Source organism: Aeromonas sp. 1805 (assembly GCF_013085525.1).
Taxonomy (GTDB): Bacteria; Pseudomonadota; Gammaproteobacteria; order Enterobacterales; family Aeromonadaceae; genus Aeromonas; species Aeromonas hydrophila.
Window position 1 is genome coordinate 4,438,248 of sequence record NZ_CP038515.1, and the last position, 20,824, is coordinate 4,459,071.

Annotated in this window: 16 protein-coding genes; 4 read left to right on the forward strand and 12 right to left on the reverse strand. The window is 62.4% G+C overall.

The features are described from left to right. The first annotated feature begins 9 nt into the window (after positions 1 to 9). From E5E96_RS20575 to E5E96_RS20585, 3 genes are all read left to right on the forward strand, one after another. Positions 10 to 1,770 carry a DEAD/DEAH box helicase gene (locus tag E5E96_RS20575; protein ID WP_171283004.1) on the forward strand — a complete coding sequence of 587 codons (1,761 nt, stop codon included), beginning with the start codon at positions 10 to 12 and terminating at the stop codon, positions 1,768 to 1,770. A gap of 132 nt (positions 1,771 to 1,902) precedes the next feature. Beyond that, positions 1,903 to 3,339, forward strand: coding sequence for a D-alanyl-D-alanine carboxypeptidase/D-alanyl-D-alanine-endopeptidase (gene dacB / locus E5E96_RS20580; RefSeq protein WP_171283005.1), 1,437 nt, complete (start codon positions 1,903 to 1,905; stop codon positions 3,337 to 3,339). A 143-nt stretch (positions 3,340 to 3,482) separates the two neighbouring features. Continuing rightward, on the forward strand, positions 3,483 to 3,746 hold the full coding sequence (locus E5E96_RS20585; protein ID WP_010633640.1) for a GrxA family glutaredoxin: 264 nt from the start codon (positions 3,483 to 3,485) through the stop codon (positions 3,744 to 3,746). Positions 3,747 to 3,802: 56 nt separating this feature from the next. On the opposite strand, the gene E5E96_RS20590 is transcribed toward E5E96_RS20585, so the two are convergent. After that, a complete protein-coding gene (locus tag E5E96_RS20590; protein ID WP_171283006.1) occupies positions 3,803 to 4,015 on the reverse strand; it encodes a DUF1653 domain-containing protein in 213 nt (70 codons plus the stop codon). Between the two features lie 379 nt (positions 4,016 to 4,394). Between E5E96_RS20590 and E5E96_RS20595 the strand changes: the two genes are divergently transcribed. Next, entirely contained in the window at positions 4,395 to 5,609 is a 1,215-nt protein-coding gene (locus E5E96_RS20595; RefSeq protein ID WP_011706443.1) for a pyridoxal phosphate-dependent aminotransferase, read from the forward strand. A 65-nt stretch (positions 5,610 to 5,674) separates the two neighbouring features. Here E5E96_RS20595 and E5E96_RS20600 read toward each other — a convergent pair whose 3' ends face one another. The 11 genes from E5E96_RS20600 to E5E96_RS20640 form a co-directional block, all read right to left on the reverse strand. After that, positions 5,675 to 7,150 (reverse strand): YfcC family protein, encoded by a 1,476-nt coding sequence (locus E5E96_RS20600; RefSeq protein WP_171283007.1) that lies wholly within the window; start codon positions 7,148 to 7,150, stop codon positions 5,675 to 5,677. A 163-nt stretch (positions 7,151 to 7,313) separates the two neighbouring features. After that, positions 7,314 to 8,507 (reverse strand): enoyl-ACP reductase FabV, encoded by a 1,194-nt coding sequence (gene fabV / locus E5E96_RS20605; RefSeq protein WP_171283008.1) that lies wholly within the window; start codon positions 8,505 to 8,507, stop codon positions 7,314 to 7,316. Positions 8,508 to 8,922: 415 nt separating this feature from the next. Next, the gene (locus tag E5E96_RS22875) at positions 8,923 to 9,147 is read right to left on the reverse strand and encodes a hypothetical protein (RefSeq protein WP_367396505.1); all 225 of its coding nucleotides are present in this window, start codon (positions 9,145 to 9,147) and stop codon (positions 8,923 to 8,925) included. After that, the gene (locus tag E5E96_RS20610) at positions 9,144 to 11,096 is read right to left on the reverse strand and encodes a hypothetical protein (RefSeq protein WP_171283009.1); all 1,953 of its coding nucleotides are present in this window, start codon (positions 11,094 to 11,096) and stop codon (positions 9,144 to 9,146) included. Before E5E96_RS20610 ends, E5E96_RS22875 begins: the two co-directional genes overlap by 4 nt. Before the next feature lie 12 nt (positions 11,097 to 11,108). Next, positions 11,109 to 11,513, reverse strand: a complete 405-nt coding sequence (locus E5E96_RS20615; protein WP_171283010.1) for a hypothetical protein — start codon at positions 11,511 to 11,513, stop codon at positions 11,109 to 11,111. A gap of 152 nt (positions 11,514 to 11,665) precedes the next feature. Beyond that, positions 11,666 to 12,253, reverse strand: coding sequence for a hypothetical protein (locus tag E5E96_RS20620; protein WP_253264672.1), 588 nt, complete (start codon positions 12,251 to 12,253; stop codon positions 11,666 to 11,668). 44 nt (positions 12,254 to 12,297) lie between these two features. Continuing rightward, positions 12,298 to 12,702 (reverse strand): hypothetical protein, encoded by a 405-nt coding sequence (locus tag E5E96_RS22650; protein ID WP_253264673.1) that lies wholly within the window; start codon positions 12,700 to 12,702, stop codon positions 12,298 to 12,300. Positions 12,703 to 12,704: 2 nt separating this feature from the next. Next, positions 12,705 to 13,898 (reverse strand): hypothetical protein, encoded by a 1,194-nt coding sequence (locus E5E96_RS20625; RefSeq protein WP_171283011.1) that lies wholly within the window; start codon positions 13,896 to 13,898, stop codon positions 12,705 to 12,707. An 85-nt stretch (positions 13,899 to 13,983) separates the two neighbouring features. Continuing rightward, a complete protein-coding gene (locus E5E96_RS20630; RefSeq protein WP_171283012.1) occupies positions 13,984 to 17,598 on the reverse strand; it encodes a curculin (mannose-binding) lectin protein in 3,615 nt (1,204 codons plus the stop codon). Next, positions 17,595 to 17,963, reverse strand: coding sequence for a hypothetical protein (locus tag E5E96_RS20635; protein ID WP_171283013.1), 369 nt, complete (start codon positions 17,961 to 17,963; stop codon positions 17,595 to 17,597). Before E5E96_RS20635 ends, E5E96_RS20630 begins: the two co-directional genes overlap by 4 nt. Next, the gene (locus E5E96_RS20640; protein ID WP_171283014.1) at positions 17,960 to 20,791 is read right to left on the reverse strand and encodes a tape measure protein; all 2,832 of its coding nucleotides are present in this window, start codon (positions 20,789 to 20,791) and stop codon (positions 17,960 to 17,962) included. The genes E5E96_RS20635 and E5E96_RS20640 overlap by 4 nt, the downstream gene beginning before the upstream one ends. Between the last annotated feature and the right edge of the window lie 33 nt (positions 20,792 to 20,824).

The window sequence follows — 20,824 nt, forward strand, 5'->3', positions numbered from 1 at the left end:
CAAGCCTGCATGTTCGTCCTCAGACCCTATCAGACCGACGCCGTCAACGCCGTGATCAGCCATTTTCGTCAGCACCCGGATCCCACCGTGGTGGTGCTGCCCACCGGGGCCGGCAAGAGTCTGGTGATCGCCGAACTGGCCCGCAAGGCGCGCGGCCGGGTGCTGGTGCTGGCCCACGTCAAGGAGTTGGTGGAGCAGAACCACGCCAAATACGAGGCGTGGGGGCTCAAGGCCGACATCTTCGCCGCAGGGCTGGATCGCAAGGAGGCGAGCGCCCAGGTGGTGTTTGGCTCGGTGCAGTCGGTGGCGCGCAATCTGGCTGCCTTCGATGGGGCGTTTTCGCTGCTCATCATCGACGAGTGCCATCGGGTCTCGCTTGATGACGACAGCCAGTACCATCAGGTGATCGACCATCTCAAGGCCGCCAATCCGGCCCTCAAAATTCTCGGCCTCACCGCCACCCCCTATCGGCTCGGGCTGGGCTGGATCTACCGGCGCCACTACCACGGCATGGTCAAAAGCCACGGCGAGCGGCTGTTCGGCGACTGCGTGTTCGAGCTGCCGCTGCGTTTTATGGTCAAAAACGGTTACCTGACGCCGCCCAGGCTGGTGGATGCCCCCATCGTCCACTACGACTTCAGCAAGCTGGTGGCGCGGGAGAATGGCCTCTTCAGCGAAGCGGATCTCAATGGCGAGCTCAAGCGTCAGCAGCGGGTCACCCCCCATATCCTGAGCCAGGTGCTGGAGTATGCGGCCGACCGGCAGGGGGTGATGATCTTCGCCGCCACCGTCGAGCATGCCCGCGAAATTCATGGCCTGCTGGGCGCCAGAGGCCAGCAGGCGGCCCTCATCACCGGCGAGACGCCGGGGCCGGAGCGCGATGCCCTCATCAACGCCTTCAAGGCGCGCGAGCTCAAGTTTCTGGTCAACATGGCGGTGCTCACCACCGGCTTCGACGCCCCCCACGTCGATCTCATCGTGATGCTGCGCCCCACCGAGTCGGTGTCACTCTACCAGCAGATCGTCGGTCGCGGCCTGCGCCTCTCGCCCGGCAAAACGGACTGTCTGGTGCTCGACTATGCGGGCAACAACTTCAACCTGTTCGCCCCCGAAGTGGGGGAGCCCAGACCCCACGCCGGCACCGAGCCGGTGCAGGTGCTCTGCCCCGCCTGCGGCTTTGCCAACACCTTCTGGGGCAAGACCGACGAGGATGGCAAGGTGATCGAGCACTACGGTCGCCGCTGTCAGGGGCTGTTTGAAGATGACGAGGGCCATCGCGAGGAGTGCGACTATCGCTTTCGCGCCAAGATCTGCCCCGCTTGCGGCAGCGAAAACGACATCGCCGCCCGCCGCTGCCAGAGCTGCGATCAACTGCTGGTGGATCCTGACGACAAGCTCAAAGAGGCGCTCAATCTCAAGGATTGCATGGTGATCCGCTGCGCCGGGCTGACCCTCACCGCAGGGCGCGGCAAACAGGGGGAGCGGCTGGAGGTGACCTACCACGATGAGGATGGTCTCACCCTCAATGAGTACTTCGGATTCCACTCCCAGGGCGCACGGCGCTTGTTTCAACAGGTCTTTGTGCGTCATCATTGGCCCGCTCCGGGTCTGGAACCCGAATTTGCTACCCTGGCGAGCGTGCTGGCGGCGCAAAGCCAGTTTCGCCACCCCGATTTCGTCATCGCCCGCAAAGCGGGGCGGTTCTGGCAGATAAAAGAGAAGATTTTTGATTATGAGGGTCGCTATCGCACCGCCAACTCGATGGCGTGATGGCCAGTGGCGACCGGCATGAATCGTATGAATGGCTTTGCCACGGTCGATCCCGCATCGGCGGGTGAAACAAGGTTGAATTGTCAGGGCCGGCACCACTGCCGAGCCCCTTCGTCACGTTTAGAGGATGTTATGCAGCGGCTGTTGATTGGTTTTTGTGCTCTCTTTTCCCTGGCGGCCCAGGCCGCCCCGCTGACACCCCCTCAGGGTGGCCAGTACGCCATCATAGTGCAGGGCAACAACGGGGTTGAATTTGCCCGCCATGCGGATCAGATGATCGCCCCCGCCTCCACCATGAAGGTACTCACCGCCCTGGCAGCCCGTCTCGAGCTCGGCGCCGACTTCCGCTTTGCCACCGACATCCAGGCTCAGCCTGGCGCCAAACAGGGTGATGCCATCAATGGCGACATCTGGATCAACTTCGTCGGCGACCCCACCCTGTCACGGATGGACCTGCTGGCCCTGTTCAAGCAGCTCGGCGTGAACCGCATCAAGGGCAACGTCTACGTCAACACCGGCGCCTATAACGGCTACGAGCGCGGCAATGGCTGGTCGTGGGGGGATCAGACTCTCTGTTTCGCCGCCCCGGTCTCCTCGGTCATCATCGACAAGAACTGCGCCTACGGCACCATCACCGCCACCCAGATCGGCAAACCCGCCACCGGCAACGTGGCTACCGGCGTGCCCATCGGCATCGGTGCCGACAACGTGGAGGTGATGAGCTACGCCGACATGGCGCGCCAGTTCTGCGCACTGGAAGTGGACATGGCCAAGGGCAACTTCTACGAGCTCAAGGGCTGCATCACGCCGAACAAGGAGCCCCAGGGGCTGCGCTTCGCCATCCACGACGTGGAGGCCTGGGGCTGGGACAACATCCGCTGGGCCATGGACCGTGCCGGCATCAAGCATGACGGCCTGCTGCGGGTCACCCACAAGTCGCCGGACAATGCCGAGACGCTGGGTACCCACTACTCGGTCTCATTGCCGGTGATGCTGGCCAAGATGCTGAAGAAATCGGACAACCTCTATGCCGATACCTTCCTCAAGACCGTGGGCCGCCACTACTACAACAAGCCGGGCAGCTATCGCAGCGGCACCATGGCGGTGCGCGCCATCCTGACCAAGAACGGTATCGATCTGGGCAACGCCACCCTGGCCGACGGCTCGGGCCTCTCTGCCCACAACCTCATCAGCGCCCGCCAGATGCTGTCGGTGCTGAACTTCATCCAGAAAAATGATGCCGAGCTTGGCCTCATCAAGCTGCTGCCAAGCTCCCAGGTGGATGGCACCCTGGCCTGGCGGCGCAGCGTCACCGCCCCCATGATGAAGAACAAGGTGCACGCCAAGACCGGCACCATCACCGGCACCTCCAACCTGGTGGGCTTCATTGACACCGCCGGCGGCCAGCGCAAGGCCTTCGTGATGTTCCAGCGCGGCCTGTCGCAGGATCCGGCAACCCACGAGCGCTACCGCGCCAGCAAGGCCGCCTGGCCCTGGACCGTGTTCGAGAAGGGAGTGCTGGAGAGCATCTATCAGCAGCAGCCGATCCAGATCGCCGATCAGGGTTGAGCTGCCGCAAGGTGATTGACGATGACGGCCGGCGAAGTGCCGCCTTATCGAAGATGGCGAACGGCCGTATCGACAATTTCCACTTTGACTAGTCACGAGGCGGGGCTATCCTGTCCCCAGCCTCATATGAATGGAGAGAGAACATGTTTGCAGTGATTTTTGGTCGTCCCGGTTGCCCCTATTGTGTCCGTGCCAAACAGATCGCCGAGCAGCTGGTTGAACAGCGTGACGATTTCAAATTCCGCTACGTGGACATCCACGCCGAAGGCATCACCAAGGAAGATCTGGCCAAGAGCGCCGGCAAGCCGGTCAATACCGTGCCGCAAATCTTCCTGGACGAGCAGCACATCGGTGGTTGCACCGATTTCGAAGCCTATGCCAAAGAGAACCTGGGTCTCTACCAGTAAGTTCACGTTGTGAAAAAGGCGCCGTCAGGCGCCTTTTTCATGGTCAATGGTCAGCCTTAGCCGGCAACCGGGGTGAAACGGCTCACCACGTCTCCCTGATGCTCGATCCACTCCATGAACATGACCACCGGGCGGGCGTAGACGGCGCCATCCTGCTCGCTCTGGTAGATCACCAGCTGCTCCCCGGTTTCAGTGTGCAGGGCCAGGGTCAACACCTGATAATACCCACCCTTGAAATGACGGTAGCGACCAACTGCGGGGGCTTGCATGGGAACTCCTTCGATATCGACGCCAGGCGGCGCCAGCATGGCGCACAGACCACATGCTCTGCTTTTTGGGCCGGCGCCGACAAAAATAATGACATTTTTCACGCAAGCCAATCGTGCCAGCGAGAGTGAATATTTCAACACAGTCGGGTAGCTTTGTTAATCAGCCCCTCATCTTTCACTGGTGAAACTCGGTTACCACAAACGATCGTGCTGAATTTAACGTTTTGGCAACCCTGTTTTAGGGCTAAAAATCAGGGAATTCTACTAAAAAGAGGATTGTTCTAGCATTCAATTCTGTGAAGAATAGGGGAAAAGAAATTTGATACTAAAAAACGCCTTTTTCGCCAACGCGCCCCCAGGGGAAGGAATCACAGTCACCATGTTCACTATCGACAAGTCGCACAAGCTCGACGATGTCTGCTATGACATCCGCGGCCCGGTGCATAAAGAAGCTCGCCGTCTCGAAGACGAAGGCCACCGCATCATCAAGCTCAACATCGGCAACCCGGCCCCGTTCGGTTTCGATGCGCCGGAAGAGATCATCAAGGATGTGATCCTCAACATGCCGCTCAGCCAGGGCTACTGCGACTCCAAGGGGCTGTTCTCGGCCCGCAAGGCGGTGATGCAGTACTACCAGCAGAAAGGGATGCGCAAGGTCGACATCGACGACATCTACATCGGCAACGGTGCCAGCGAGCTCATCGTGATGGCGATGCAGGCGCTGCTCAACAATGGCGACGAGATGCTGGTGCCCTCCCCCGACTACCCGCTGTGGACCGCGGCAGTGACCCTCTCCGGCGGCCATGCGGTGCACTATCGTTGCGACGAAGGGGCCGACTGGTATCCGGATCTCGACGACATCCGCGCCCGCATCACCCCGCGTACCCGCGGCCTGGTGCTGATCAACCCCAACAACCCGACCGGCGCCGTCTACGGCAGCGAGTTCCTGCTGGAAGTGATCGAGATCGCCCGCCAGCACAACCTCATCATCTTCGCCGACGAGATCTACGACAAGATCCTCTACGACGACATCTCCCACACCAGCGTCTGCACCCTGTGCGACGATGTGATGGTGGTGACCTTCAACGGCCTCTCCAAGGCCTACCGCGCCTGCGGCTTCCGTCAGGGCTGGATGGTCATCACCGGTCCCAAGGGCCGCGCCAAGGGCTACATCGAGGGGCTGGAGATGCTGGCCTCCATGCGGCTCTGTGCCAACGTGCCGATGCAGCACGCCATCCAGACCGCCCTGGGTGGCTATCAGAGCATCAACGAGCTGATCCTGCCGGGCGGCCGTCTACGCCGCCAGCGCGACAAGGCGTGGGAGCTGCTCAACGACATCCCTGGCGTCTCCTGCGTCAAACCCAAGGGGGCGCTCTACATGTTCCCGCGCCTCGATCCCAAGGTGTACGACATCCGCGACGACCAGAAGATGGTGTTCGATCTGCTGCAGCAGGAAAAATTGCTGCTGGTGCAGGGCACCGGCTTCAACTGGCCGGCACCGGATCACTTCCGGCTGGTGTTCCTGCCCCGGGAAGAGGAGCTGGAAGAGGCCATCGGCCGTCTCGCCCGCTTCCTCAAGGGCTACAAGCAGTAAGCAAGGCTCATGAAAAAGGCTCCCGCGGGAGCCTTTTTGTTGTCTGTCGTTTTCTAGCCGCGCCATCAGCCATGCAGCAGGGCACCGGCCACCAGCACCGCCATGGTGATGAGGGCCACCCCGATGATGAAGGGCAGCACCCAGCGCACGAAGCGATCGTAGGGGATCTTGGCGAGCGCCAGCCCCGCCACCAGATGGGCGGCGGTGGGGGCGAACAGGTTGATCCAGCCGGAGGCGGACTGATAGGCGGTGATCACCAGATCCCGCGAGATCCCGGAGAAGTCTGCCAGCGGCCCCATCAGCGGCATGGAGACGGTCGCCAGCCCCGAGGTGGACGGAATGAAGAAGCTCAGGATGATGTGCACCAGATAGGCCATCAGGATGAACACCGATGACGACAGCCCGCTCACCAGCCCCTCGGCCCAGTGCAGTATGGTGTCGATGATGACCCCATGCTCCATCACCACATAGATGCCGCGTGCCACCGCCACCACCAGCGCCACCCCGATGAGGTCCCGCGCCCCGTTGAGGAAGGTCGCCACGTAGTTGGACTCCGGCATCCGGTTGATCAGCGCAATCAGGATGGAGGCGCTGAAGAACAGGGTGGAGAGCTCGTCGAACCACCAGCCCAGGGTGGGCAGCAGGTCGATGCCCAGATCCGACCAGGGCACCACCGCATAGATCATCAGCAGGAAGGTGCCGAAGAAGACCAGCATGGTGAGCTTCTGCTTGCCACTGAAGGCGAGATTGCCGCTCTTCATCTGGGAGAACTCGTCGTCATAGGCGATGTCGGCCAGCACGGAGCGGGATTTGTCCTGCTGCACCTGCTTGGCGTAGCGCATCACGAACCAGGAGGCGAAGATCACCAGCAGCAGCCACTGCACAACCCGCAGGCCAATCCCCTCCCCAATGGGGATGCCAGCAAAACCGGAGGCGATGCCGGTGGCAAACGGGTTGACGGTGGAGGCAAGCACCCCGACCCCGGAGCCAAGCAGGATGATCCCTGCCGCCACCATGCGATCGAAGCCCGCCGCCATCATCACCGGCACGATCAGTGCCCAGAAGGCCACCGTCTCCTCCGCCATGCCGAAGGTGGAGCCGCCGAGGGCAAACAGGGCGATCAGCACAGGGATCAGCAGCCGCTCGCGCCCGGCAAAGCCGCGCACGATGGCCCCCACCCCGGCATCCAGTGCCCCGCTCTGCATGGTCACCGCCAGAAAACCGCCGATGATGAGCACGAACAGCGCCACGTCGGCCGCCTTGTGGAAGCCCTGGATGGGCGCCTTGAGCACCTCGAATACCCCCTGCGGTTGGGAAGGGAGCTCGGTGTAGCTGCCGGGCACCGGCAACAGCCGCTCATCGCCGCTGTAGTCGGCCACGGCCGCCGCCGCAATCGGCTGCTGGGTCTTGGCCGTCACGTAGTTGTATTTTCCCGCCGGCAGCACCCAGGTCAGGGCCGCCATCAGGGCGATGATGATGAAAAGCAGGGTATAGACAGTGGGGAGTTGGCGCTTTTTGGGCGCTTCATGTGGAGTGGTCATAGCTTCCGTACCTCGGCAATGCCGTCATGTGATCCGATCACCGCCAGACTAGCGGGTTTGATATGGGAAAAAGGTGATCGCGGATAATAAAATTCCGCAACTTAGCGGGATTTTTGCCAAAAAAACAGGGCCCCGCGGGGCCCTGTTTTCACTTGGGTCAGACTCAGAGCTCGACCACATCGAATTTCACGTCCGGATTCACATCCGCATCGTAATCGACCTCGTCCAGCCCGAAACCGAACAGACGCAGGAACTCCTGCTTGTAACCGGTGTAGTCGGTCAGCTCACAGAGGTTCTCGCTGGTGATGGACGGCCACAGGTCGCGGCAGGTCTGCTGCACGTCTTCGCGCAGCTCCCAGTCATCCATGCGGATGCGGGCCTGATCGTCCAGCGCCATGTCGGCAGCGTAGAGACGGGTGCGCATCATGCGATCCACCTGCTCCATGCAGCCTTCGTGAATGCCCTTCTCCTTCATGATCTTGAAGGCCATGGAGATGTAGAGCGGCATCACCGGAATGGCAGAGGAGGCCTGGGTCACCACGGATTTCAGCACGGCCACGTGGGCGGTGCCGCCCTTGGCAGCCAGATCGCTACGGATGGCGGCGGCGGCGCGGTCCAGATCTTCCTTGGCGCGGCCCAGGGTACCGTGCCAGTAGATTGGCCAGGTCAGGTCGGTGCCGATGTAGGAGTAGGCCACGGACTTGGCGCCGTCGGCCAGCACGCCTGCATCGCGCAGGGCGGCCATCCACAGCTCCCAATCCTGACCGCCCATGACGGTGATGGTGTTCTGGATCTCTTCCTCATTCGCCGGCTCGACGGTGGCGGTGATGATCTGATCCTTGTTGGTATCGATGGCGGTGGTGGTGTAGACCTCGCCGATGGGCTTGAGGGCAGAGCGCACCACTTCGCCGGTATCCGGCAGTTTGCGCACCGGTGAGGCCAGGGAGTAGACCACCAGATCAATCTGACCCAGATCCTGCTTGATGAGCTCGATCACCTTGGCGCGGCATTCGTTGGAGAAGGCATCGCCGTTGATGCTCTTGGCGTAGAGGCCCGCCTCTTTGGCGGCCTTGTCGAAGGCAGCGGAGTTGTACCAGCCGGCGGTGGCAGTCTTGGTCTCGCTGCCGGCTTTTTCGAAGAAGACACCGAGGGTGGCAGCGCCGGAGCCGAAGGCGGCGGCAATGCGGGAAGCCAGGCCATAACCGGTGGAAGCGCCGATCACCAGCACCTTCTTGGGACCATTCTCGATGGTGCCCTTGGCCTTTGTATAAGCGATCTGGCGACGAACATTGGCTTCACAACCGACCGGGTGAGTGGTGGTGCAGATAAAGCCGCGAACCTTGGGTTTGATGATCATATGGGGTCTCGGATCCGTTTAATGGATGAAATCGGGGCATAAGATACCTCATCTTGCCGCGATAAGGTGCTCTGATGTGTTGAATCGCAGGGAAAATGAGCAAAGCGTGGGACAAATGCCGCCCAAGGGGCCTGCCGTCAGCCTGCCGGAGCGGGACCGGCCTCCCCGCCCTTCTGCACGGCTTGCCAACATGACAAGACCGATAATGATAAAACAAACAATTAACCCTGATGGCTGAGGCGACAGCTAAACAACCTGTACTAGTATTCAGCCGGTCGGGTATTGTCATGAAAGGTGTAGCCCGCCGCCGAAAATGAAAAAGACTGGCGGTGAAAATGAAAAGCTACCAGCTCGGCAGTTTATCAAACTTGATGGCTCAGGAATCGCTGAGTTTGATAAGGCCGTTAAACCGGCATTAAACCTCTATCTCATAGGTCGGTAAATCCGGCGCCTCCCCTGCCAGTTCCCCTCCCCTGTAAAACGCCTTCTTGCCGACGGCTACCCCTGTGCCCCGTACTGTAACTGTCCCACCCGCCAATGTATCCAGGGTGGTTGTGGTAGAGCCCACAGAGGTCACGGTGCCAACCAACAGTGGATCGGCACCGGGGACTAGCTCAAGGAATCGCTTAAACAGGTTCATACAAATCGCTCCACGCTGAGAGTCTGGCGTACCGTCATGGCCTTGTTCTGCAGCTCAGCAGAGACCCTGACGCCCCTGTTATAGCCCTTCCAACTATCCACGGCGAGCAGTGCCCCGGGCAGGATAAGGCCCGTATCGCTTGAGAGCGGCAGGGCGATGGTTTGGGTACGCCTCGGCATGCTCTTGGCCAGCCCCACTACACCCTGGGCACGGGCTGCCGCCACATCACACACCAGCGGATGGGTGATGCTCTGTGCCTGCTGTTCACCTGCGCTACCTTGGCGTACTACCCGTGCACTGATCCCCTGATGGCCACCACTGACCCAAATCCCGTTGGCGGCATGACCTGGCTGGAAGTCACTGCCCAGGGTGGTGATGATGGCGCGGGGGATAGCCACATCGGCCAGAGCGCTCTCAAGCTGCCAGGGCACGGTCGGATAGCGCGGCTTGATGACCAGGTGCTGATTGCGCTGGTGTGGCAGCACAAAGCCGCCAGCCGCCTCGGCCAGGTACTTGACCACCTCGATCGGGGTCTGGTTATCCAGGCTGAAAAATCCGGCCGGTACCAGCCAATCCGTCGCCTGCCAGTCCAGTGTCCAGCCAAACGGCAGCACAGTCGCTGCCAGTTGGGCCATGGTGGCCGCCGAGCTCTCGCTCACCGCTTGCGACAAGACATGGGTCGGCGACAGGTAGGCGGTGCGCGAGCGACCGGTCAGGGTGGCCGACTCGCGGGCAAAACTCTGACTCGACTGCCAGCCATCGCACACGCACTCCCACTGCTGGCCGTTGATGTGGATGCTCACCTCTTCCTCATCGGTCAGGGCCGCCGCTGCGATGCGCGGGATCTGGGCACTGAACTGCCATGCCCAGGAGTCGGTATCGAGCTCGATACTCACAGTGGTGGCCGGGATGTCGAGCCCATCCCGTACCCGCACAATGCTTGCTGTGTTACTCACCAGATAAACCCTCCGGGTCAGGATAACGATGCGGGCATCTTGCCCATACCAGACAAACTCCAGCGAGGCGTCGCCGCGCTTGCGGCCGAACGCCAGCACCTTGGTGCGCTTGTCGGGGCGCTCTGGGATGATCGGCGGCTTAGGATCCGGGCTGAGGCCTCGGTCTGGCTGCTTGGCCTCCTCCCAGCGCTCCTGCCAGCGCCAGTGCTTGGGCGTACCGTGCCCCCACTGCTGGCCGGCGGTAGCTTTGCCGAGCTTGACCCCCTCCTGCCACAGGTCAGCCTGCCAAACCTTGTCAAAGCGGGGAGGGTTGCGGTAGCCGCTCACCTGCCAGCGATCTACCGGTGCAGCCTCGACCCACAGCGTCCTGATGGCAGCATGCCCTGGCGGCAGGTTGTCGAACGGCTGGCCGTGGGCCGTGCTGGTCGGCACCCCTTCCTCATAGATCCCACGGGCCAGCTCATAGCGCTTGGGCATGACTTCGCTCACCTGCACCACGCTGGCCGGCACCGGCGCAGACTCTTGCCAGTCTGCTGCCGGGGTAGCCTGCACCGTATCAGGGCGCTGCCAGTCGCTGGTTACTCCGCTGCTGACTGTGCCGGACGGTTCCCAGTCGCTGGCAACGGCATGGCTTGGCCCCCTGAACACGTTTACGTCATAGCCGGCCTCGATGCGGTGAGTCACCGCCTCGGTGGTCACCGCCATGCTGCAGGAGATCACGATAGTGCCGTCGAACTCGGCGGCGACGGCCGGGGCTTGGCTGGTCAGTGCAGCGGGGTAGATCAGCCCTGCATCGACTGCCAGCGCGGGGGCTGCGACTTGGCCGGCCACCACCGCAGGCAGTACCAACCCGGGCGAACAGGCCAGCACTGGCGGCAGGCTGGTGCCCTGCAGCACCGCCACATAGCGCACCACCATGGCCTGGTTGAGCTCCAGGTTGCCATTGCTCTGGCGGGCCTTGCGCAGCTCAAGGGAGGCGTCCTTTCTGGCCATAGGTGGCTCCGGTTAGGGTTCGGTGATGGTAGCGGTATTGATGCGCACCAGGGCGCCGGCAAACAGCTCGTCGGTGGGGATCTCCAGATCAGCCCCACTGGCCGACGGCCCCACATCGAGATCTGCCACAAAGGCGCCGTCTCGGTTAAAAATACGCCCCCACGCGGGGGAGCCGTTACTGGTGGCCATCTGCTCGACCAGCGGCTTGAGGGTCAGCACCCCAACCGTCACCGACTGCGCGCAGGGGTTCTGGAACTGGAGCGTGACCAGCAGCTGCTGGCTGGTGATGGCGGCCCCGGGGGCAGGCCGGCCACCGGTGTAGATCTTCAAGGTGGCGGGCCCGGCGCTGCCGGTGTCGATGGCCGTGGCCAGCACCTGGGCGCGGGCGGTGCGCACCGTGTCACTGAACTTGAGCATGCGGTGCTCCTTGGGTTATTGACGTAACAAAGTCGGGACCACGCTACCATCAGCAGGGTATGGGGCTGGCGCTTGGTAGTCTGCGGCCACCGCGTTGTAATCAGCAGGGCCATAGGCTGGGTCATCCTGAGCCACCACCATATAACGCCGGTTCAACCACAGCAGGTCAAACTGATATACCCCATCAGATGCCCGGCTGTAGGTCTCGCCGACCAGATCGCCGTCCTGGGTAAAGCAGAGCACGCGCCGGCGCCCCCCACCCCGTTGATGGTCACCGTGCTGCGGATATAGCCCTGCGCTACGTTTTGTACACCGTCACGGATCCAGCAGAGATCCCGCCCCTTTGTCATGACCAAGGCTGACAGTTTTAAGGTTGGCAGGGGGCCGGCATACATCGTTGGAGTACCGCGCCAAACAACATCCTGCGGGATGAATTGGCTACGGGGCTCTTGGTTAGCTACGCGGATCGTGTTTGAAAAAAGACGTAATACTGGCTCCGGCATTTTGTATTGCTGGCGACCAGTGATCTCGGTCTGGGTCAGTGGGCGGTCATAAATGGCCATGTCACTCAACTGACCATTCCCTGCGCCACCCCCCACCGCGCCGTTGTAGTAAAAGGCCCCCACCGTCAAGTAGCTCCCGGCTATCTGCAAGAACACATCCATCGGCACCGACATGGCCGGGTCTTTTACCCCGTCGATAAACACCTCGGTGGTTGTGCCGGCATCGTTCAATTGCACAACGAAGTGATGTGCTGAATACGACAGCTCATCCCAGGTCTTGGTCAGCGACTTGTAGAAGGTATTCCCCCCAAAGGGCTGATGGCCTGATAAGAACAGACACCTACCGAGCCGCCATACAGCAGGATGAAGCGACTATTGAATCCTGTCGCCGGCTGATTGAGACCAAACACGGTACTGTAATCGGCACTCTTGCCACCGTTTAGTCTAAAAAAACCCTCAACGGCCCTGATCTTTGGCAAGGTAGATTGGGCGATACGCAGCGTTGAACCGCTGTCAGGTGTCAGTACGGATGGGTGCCCATCCGTGCTCATTGGGGCAGCCCCAAAGGTTGGTGCCCCCATTGTGGTCAGATGCCGGCCATTACCGCTCTGGTCGGTATTGTCAGTGAGCGGCCAATAGGCCAGCAGGCCGCCTGTGCTCTTGATGGTATCGGCCAGGGTTGCCATGGTTACCTCCAAGGGCCAGTGATATCGAACCCCATCATGGTAGGGCCGTATGACGTTTGCTCATTAAATGCGGCAAACATAAAACGCACCACCTTATTGGGTAGGGCTGGCAGGTTGCCGAAATTTTTCCTACTCCAGGGCCCATTACTACTAAACGGGCAAACAAGGCCTGGGAGATATCCCCGCAAGTGGTTACCCGATTCCAATATCATGATCGGGTCAACCGACATATAGAACCCGTTATCAGGACCATTGGGGGCAGACATGCCAGTACCAAAACGAGGGAATATCCCTTTCAGCCACCATCCTACAGTGCCAAATAACTGGCTATATGGCCGAGCCAAAACACGATAGTTGGTGTCGTCAAAGGTCAATGCGTTATTGTAATAACTGGTAAAACTGGCACCAGCGCCCATGTTCCAGCGGCGGTTACCGTCATCAGCAGCCATAGATCCGTAGTGCAATGAGATCGCGTGATATCGGTCGCCTGGGCGCAAAGATTTGATATAGCCAAAGGCGAACAGGGCTTGATAATTGGCAAGGCCATACGTAGGCAAAAAATAGAACAGCTGGCTGTCGCCAATAAGATCCCACCGCTTATCGCTATAGCGGGCCGTTGCTGGCCAACGGGCATCATTGATCAGTGTGAAGGTATTGATATCGGTCACATCTTCGACCATCTGGATCTTGGCAAGGTAGCCCATGTAAGTCGGGCCTGACCATCCTGAAAATGCTGAGTTGTCGATACGCAGCGAGACGTTACCCGACTCGCTGATATTTGCCGGCCGATAGATGGCTACCTTGCCGTCACCGCTCTCATGGGTCAGCGACCACCCCAGCGGGGCCACCTTCATGGTCATTGAGGCACCCGACCCCGCCGACCCAGGGTTGCCCCCATCCAGCTCGAACCAGACCTGAGTAGCAGTCACCAGCATGACCCGGTGCTCGCCGTTGTAAGCGGCCGGGCTCACGCCATCGACCTGCACCACCGAGTCCTGCAGATAGGCATGGCCACCGGTGATGGTCGCCACCGCCCAGCCCTTGGCGGTATCGAACGACAGGGCATTGATGGCCAGCGTACCGAAACCGGTTACCAGAATTGATTTGAGCAGGGATGTCAGCGCGCCCTCGGTAGTGTCGCCAAGGTTGCCGGCCCCCTGCATATTGCTCGAATACCACTTCACCGGATAAGCCATCGTGTTTATCTCCATCAGTGGGGCTCGGTGCCCCACGACAAAATAAGGGGTGGGGCACTCTCGGTAACAAAGAGTGCCCCACCGGTTAGCGGTTGACGTTGCCGCGCAGCTGCAGCTCAAACTTGTCGCTCTGGCTGGCCGCCACCGACTGCAGCACGGTGCGGATCGCCCAGATCGGGAAGTTGGCCGATTGGGTGTTGAAACGCAGCACGTTGCCATTTGCCCAGCCTGCCCCCCACCCGCGCTTGTCCAGCCGAAAATAGGGCTGGCCGTTGTTCGGGTTGGTGGGGGCAAAGTCGGTATTCACATCCCCCAGCGCGATCTGGCCCACATGCTCCCCGACCAGCACAAAGGTGGTGCTGGACTGGAAGATGATCGCCCAGCGCTCCTCGATGGTGGCCCGGTTGGTCAGCAGCAGCGGATAGTCGGTGTCGTTGTACTGGGCCGTTGACTGGTCACCGTCCACATAGTCCTGCCACTTGTTGGTCCAGGTTTTCTGATCGAACAGGCTGGTATAGCGGGCCCACAGGTTGCCCATGATCAGCGCGCTCGACACGTAGGTGTCACTGGCCGAGTAGGCGTGTGACAGCGGACGGGTCAGCTGCAGCCGGCCGGATATCTCCACATCGCTGACCAGGCTCATATCCTCGATGCGGTGTACCACGGTCAGCGGCTCCACGTAGCCGGTCAGGTTCAGCGGGGTGGCCAGGGTGACCACCCCGCTGTCCAGGTCGGCGCTGTAGAGCGCGTCAGCCAGTCGCTTGCCGTTCTTGTCCTCCACATGGGCGTAGGCCAGCCGGGTGCGGCCGGTGTTGAGCTGCTGGCCGGCCGACACTCCGAGCGGGAACGCTGCGCGCTGGGTGCTGTGCACCACCACGGTGTTGCCCTTGCGCAGGAACGGCACCCGGCCATCGGACGGCAGGCGCACCGGATCCAGGCCGATGATGTCGGCATCGAGCGGCAGATAGCTGAACACCACGCAGTTGAACCGGATGGTGTCAGCCACCACGCTGACCGGCTTCCAGATCTTGCCGTCCTCGCCGACTTGGGCGGGGTCATACCAGGGCTGGGTTTCGTTGCCGGCGGCCGTGACCTTGCGGCCAAAGCGCACCACCACGATCCCGGTCTGGTAGTTGACCCGGCCATCCATGTCAGCCGTGGTGAAATAGCCGTCCCCGTCTGCCGTGGCCTCGATGCGGCGGCCGCTGGCGGTGTTGGCGCTGATGTAGAGGCTGCCCGGTGCCAGCGGGGCGCCCGGGGTGCGGAACGTCACCGCATCCACCGACTGGGCACTGAACGAGGTGGCCAGCGACTGCAGCGCCGGCTGGGCGACCTGACCGGCGGCCCAGTCAGCCAGCACCGCCAACCCGTTGGAATAGTCGATGGTGCCCGCCTGAATGCCTGCCCCCGTCTCCGGGTCAGGGTTGCGGTACAGCAACCCCTGCCGGTCAACGTAGGTCGAGCCGCCCAGGGTGAAGCGCAGCGATCCCTCCAGGATCGCCTCGGCAAAGCCCGGGGTCACGTCGATGCGCAGCACCTGCGCGGTCAGGGTGGCATTCTGCGCCTGTGCGCTGTTGTTGTTGCGGTAGGTCACCTCCACCCAGCCCTGCTCACCGTCAGGGAAGGTGTACGCCGTGTTGTGGTACTGGATCCCGGTCATGGTCCAGCGCTGCACCGCGATCTGGCTGTTGCCCTCCCAGCGAGTGCCCACGGTCACCCAGGCATAGGTCGGCTTGGGCAGCGGGGCGCTGCCGTCCGGCATGAAATGCAGGGTGCCGGCGGTGTAGTCGATGGCGCCCAGCACCACCCCGCTGGCATCGATCAGCTTGCCCTGGCCGTCATCGCGCAGGGTGATGATGGGGTCGCGAGTGGCGATCACCAGCTCTTGGTCGTCCACGTCGAACTTGTGGTAGAGGGCATTGAACTTGACCCGCACCGAGCCCGGGGTGAGGTTGTGCGCCCCACCGCCAGAGCCGTCCAGGGTGATGGAGAGGTGCCCCACCTGCCCCGGGGTGCTCAGGCGGCCCGGTTCAACGTGGCGCTCGGTCACCGGCTCACCGTACTGGTACTGAGCCGCATACTCCTGGCCGAGGGCCGGCAGGGTGATGTGCTCCAGATCGATGATGCCCTCGGCATAGTTGATGGTGCCGGTAATGTCGCCCCGGATCTTGCCATCCCCCACCGAGTCGTTGGCGGTCTTGCCGGCGCCCCAGGTCAGCACCAGGCTCTTTGGCGTGACCCCGGTGTGCGGCAGCTGCCAGGCGCTCTTACTGATGCTGATCGCCTGCCCGCTGCGGTTGGTGTAGTTCACCGGGGTGGCCCAGCTGAACATGATCGAGGTGTCCACATCCGGCAGGGCGCCCAGGGTCAGCAGCACCGAGCCGCTGGCAAAGTTGAGGGTGCCGGATCCGTAGGAGAGATCCGCGCCGCGCAGCTCGCCCCGGCCGTTGTCCTTCAAGTCGTACCACTTCCCCTGTGCCATAAAGGACACGGTGAGGGTGCCCGGCGCCGGGGTCGGCTGCAGGGTGATGGTGTAGGCATAGCCCCGGTTGTTGGCCTTGATCTCGATGCGGGCCGTGTCGGCGATGCGCGACGGGCGCGCCGCCGGCCAGAACGAGATCGCCTTGCTGGCGGTCCCGTAGTTCGGGCACTGGGCGTTGAACTCCAGCGAGCCACGGCCATAGTCGATGGACCCGATCACCGAGCCCGCCACTACCAGCTCCCCGCCCCGGTCGGTGATCACCGCCGCCCCGATGGTGATGGTCACCGTGCCAGGCTTGGCGCCACTGCCGAGGAACAGGCCGCGACTGGGGGCGATGCTGGCGGCAGTATTGAAGCTCACCAGCCCTTTGCCGGAATCGACCAGGCTGGCCAGCTCGCCGGCGGCCGTCAGATCCACGGCCGGGACTTCAGTACGGGCAGCCGGCACCAGCTGGGTGAAAATGGTCTTGGCCTTCACCTGCAGGGCACCGAACGCCACATCTTCCGCCAGGCGGGTCGATGCGTAGTAGTTGGCCGCATCGGCCACCACTGTCTCGCGCAGGGCCGTCTTGGCGTTGGTCACCACATCGTAGGGGGTCGGCTGCTCCCCCTCGAAGGTGTAGCGCAGCGGGTCGGCCAGCACGCAGGTGACGATGTTGCGGGTGAACTCAGCTACACCCGGGATCTGGAACTTGGCCAGCGCCTGGTTGACCTCAAGGACGCGCACATACTGCTCGAACTCGCCGGCCTTGCCCTCATTGCCGACCAGCACCAGGGTCTCGCCGATCTCCGGCAGGCGCACCTCGACGCGCTGGAAAAAGCGGATCGCCCGCTGCCCTTGCAGCTGGGTGTCGTAGAGGAAGCCGCGCCACTTAGGCCCACGCGCCAGATAGCGCTCCAGCACATCGCGGGCCGCCGTCCGTGTGTCGTGGTGGTCCTTGGTGCTCATCAGACACAGCCCCACGTTGGGGTCGGCCGGCGGCAGCAGCACGGTGGCATTGGCGCCGAAATAGGTGTCGGTGTCATCGGTCTGAGTGGCCAGATAGACCTTGCGCATGTTGACCACCCCATAGGCGCGATCAAGATCCGACACATCAGGGAAAATCGAGTTGTGATCACCGCTGACCACCTCCTTGCCGGTGATGCGGCCACCCCCATCAGGGGTGTCCGTCATCCGCTGGCTGGTCAGCAGCTTGATGTCACCAGAAAGAATGGTCATGGGCTTACCTCAGTGAAATTCAGGGTCAGGGCATAGGGTTCACCCGCCTCGGGGTCGGCCATCTCGATCAAGGGCGTGACCACCACGCCGGGGCGGCGCCAGATAACGGTGCGGGCAATCCCGTCCAGCAGGGTCAAGGTCAGCAACTGGCTTGGCACCGCCTCCAGCGCCTTGAGACTCTGCACGGTGGCGCGGGCACAGTGGCCAACCAGGGTGATGGGACGTCCCTCTGGCCATGTGGTCTCTTCCACCAGAAGCGCACCGGAGAGGGTCGGCGTCACCACCTGTTCGACGGGGGCCCAGTCGAACTCGTCGCGCCAGACCAAATCATCGGGCAGTGAAATACTGTTTAACGTCACGTTCATGAGCGCAGCCCCTGCTGTTTAAGAAGGTTGATAAAGGCGTGGGCATTGGCCTCATCGGCCTGCAATTCGGCCGAGCCCCCTGCCCCTTTGAGCTCGATGGTGATCCGCTCTGTTGCAGGGCGACGGCCATCCCCCGGGGATGCGCTCGTGGGGGATGGGGATTGCACGGGAGGCGGGGCCGCGACCTGGGGCTGGCTGGCCACTTCCTTGGCCTGAGCCTTGCTGAGTTCAGCCTTGAGCTGAGCCCGCATGGCCTCCATCTCCTTCTGGAACTTCTCGCCGTAATACTTGCTCCATTCGCTATAGGCCGGAATGTCTTTGACCTTCTGGCTGTAGCGGGCCAGCTCCTCCTCCACCCCGGCCAAGGTATTGGCCAGCCCCTCGGCATTACCGCGCAGGCTGTTGATATCCACGCTCTTGTAGTAGAAAGAGCCAGCATTGACCGTGCGGGTGTTGCCGCTGCCGCCCCCTCCGCCGCTGGAGAGGCTGGCATGGGTCTGCTCGGCCTCGTTCTGCACGCCCTTGAGCCCAGCCCGCATGGCGTCGGTCGCCCCCTTGGCCCGCGCGGCCGCGTCGTCAAAGCCATCGCCAATGGCTGCCACCGCCTTCTTGGCCTCCCCGCTCCCCCCTTTCACCTTGCTCATGGCATCGGTGGCAATGGCCATGGAGCGGGCCAGCGCATCTCCGGTGATCTTGCCCTGGGCAGCCAGTTGCTTCTGACGCTCGATCACCGCATCGATCTCCGCCTTGGTCTTGGCACTGTTGTAGGCACTGGCCAACGCCTCCTCGATGGCTGCACTGCTGGCGCCGGTATGCTGAACCAGCACATCCAGGGCGCCGAGCGTCTTCTGAAAGCCGGCGCCGATACGGCCATTGGCCCGCTCGAAGTCCAGCCCCAGCTCATCGAATGCCTTGGCCAGCTTGGCCGGGCCATCCGCCGCAGTCAGTTTGGCCACGGCATTGATTTCGGCCAGATAGTCGCGGGTCTGTTTGGCCTCGTCCCCCAAGGCTTTGACGGCAGCCGCCCCTTGTCGCCAGCTGCCGGTGGCGTCGTCGTAATGCACCTTGCCCTCGGCCACCAGGCGATCAAGGTCCGCAATGCTGGTGATGGCCACCCCCAGCTCGGCCGACAGCGCCGCAAACTGGCCGTTGAGACGGGCCTGGGTTTCCGAACGCAGGCTCTGCGCCTCCCTGAGGGCCAGCTCGGCCTGCACCAATTGGCGAAGGGCTGCGGCGAACTGGGTGATCTGGATGATGGCCTCCACCGTCACGGCGGCCAGCAGTCCCCTGACCGCCGCGCCCAGCGCCCTGACGCCGATGGCTGCACCAGCGGCGACAGTACCGGCGGTGGTCATGCCACCGGCCGCCGTGGCCGTCGCCGTGGGCAGGGCGATGAATTGGGCATAGAGACTGCGCAGATCCCCGATCCAGCCGACAGTCTTGAGCCCAACCCACGCCTGGGCCAGCACGGTCAGCGCGGTGCGCCACTCATAAAGGGTCTGGATCAGTGACTTGAGGGTTTCCCCCAGGGTGATAAAACCATCGGACAGGCGCTTGGCCCATGCCTGCAGGCGGCCATCCTGGGCCATCTGGTCAAATTCACGGTTGAGGCTGGCCAGCTGGTTCTTGAGCCAGGTCAACGCCCCGTTCTCGGCCACCATCCGGTAGAATTTGGCCAAGTTGTCCTGGGCGTTGGAGATAAGCCCGGAGAGCAAGCTCATGTTGTTGGCCGCAGCGCCCGAGGATTGCGCCGCAATCTCGTTCATCAGGGCAGAGATAGTGTCGCGGCCAAGTTTGCCGGCCTCTGAGAGCTTCTGCAGCTCGGCGGTGTTCTTGCCGGTGACCTGCTCCAGCAGTTGCCACACCGGCACCCCGCGCTCGATCAGCTGCAGGATCTCTTCGCCCTGCAGCTTCTGCTTGGCCCAGGCCTGACCGAGCGCCAGCGAGATGCCCTGCACCTCTTCAAAGCCGCCGCCCAGTTTGTAGGCCTGATCGACGATGCCCTGCATGGCACCGTTCATGGGGTCGATGCCGAACGCCTTGAGGCGCACGAATACCTGGGTGACCTCACTGAGCTGCAGGGGGGTGTTCTTGGCAAAGTCCTGGATCCAGGCTGACGCCTCTTTGCCACCAGCAATCGACCCCATGACGGCCTTGAGCTGCACATCGAGGCGCTCGGCCTGGTCGCCGGTCTGGAACATGACTAGCAGTTGGGTGGTGAGGGTCTGGATACCGAACCAAGTACCTGCCAGCGCTACCAGGCGGCCGGTCAGGCTGCCGATGGCGCCCTGGAAACCGTTGGAGTGCTGGCCCCCCTGAGCCAAAGAGCGGCCCAGTCGTTCGGTCTGAGCCGCGCTCTCACGCAATTCCCGCTGCAGCCTGGCTTGCTCCTGGGCAAGGTTGCGGCTATCGACCCCGGTTTGGGTGAGGCCAGCGTGCAGGCGACTATGGCTGGCGGATTGCGCGACCAGCTGGCGTTCCAGCTGCTTGACCTCGGCGGCCAGCAGCCGCTCCTGGTCGGTAAGCTGGCGGGCGCTACCTGCGGCCTCTTGCTGCTCGCGGCGCAGTTCGGTCAGGCGACTGCGGGAAAGCGCTGTGGCCTGCTCCAGCTGGCTAAGCGCGCGGCCGCTGGCCTCGAACTGATTGATCAGCTCCTGCTGCTGGCTCAGGTTTTCCAAGGTAGTGGCAAGGCGCGCCGTCTCGGCGGCAGTCTCGTCAGAGAGGGGCCCCAGCTCCTGCACCTGCCCCGCCAGCGCTGCCAGTTCCTCACGGCCGGTGACCTTGGCCGCCAGCTCCAGGGCTAGTTTTAAGGTGGAAGAGGTGGACATGGGGCATTCCTGAGAGATTCAGATATGCCCCAT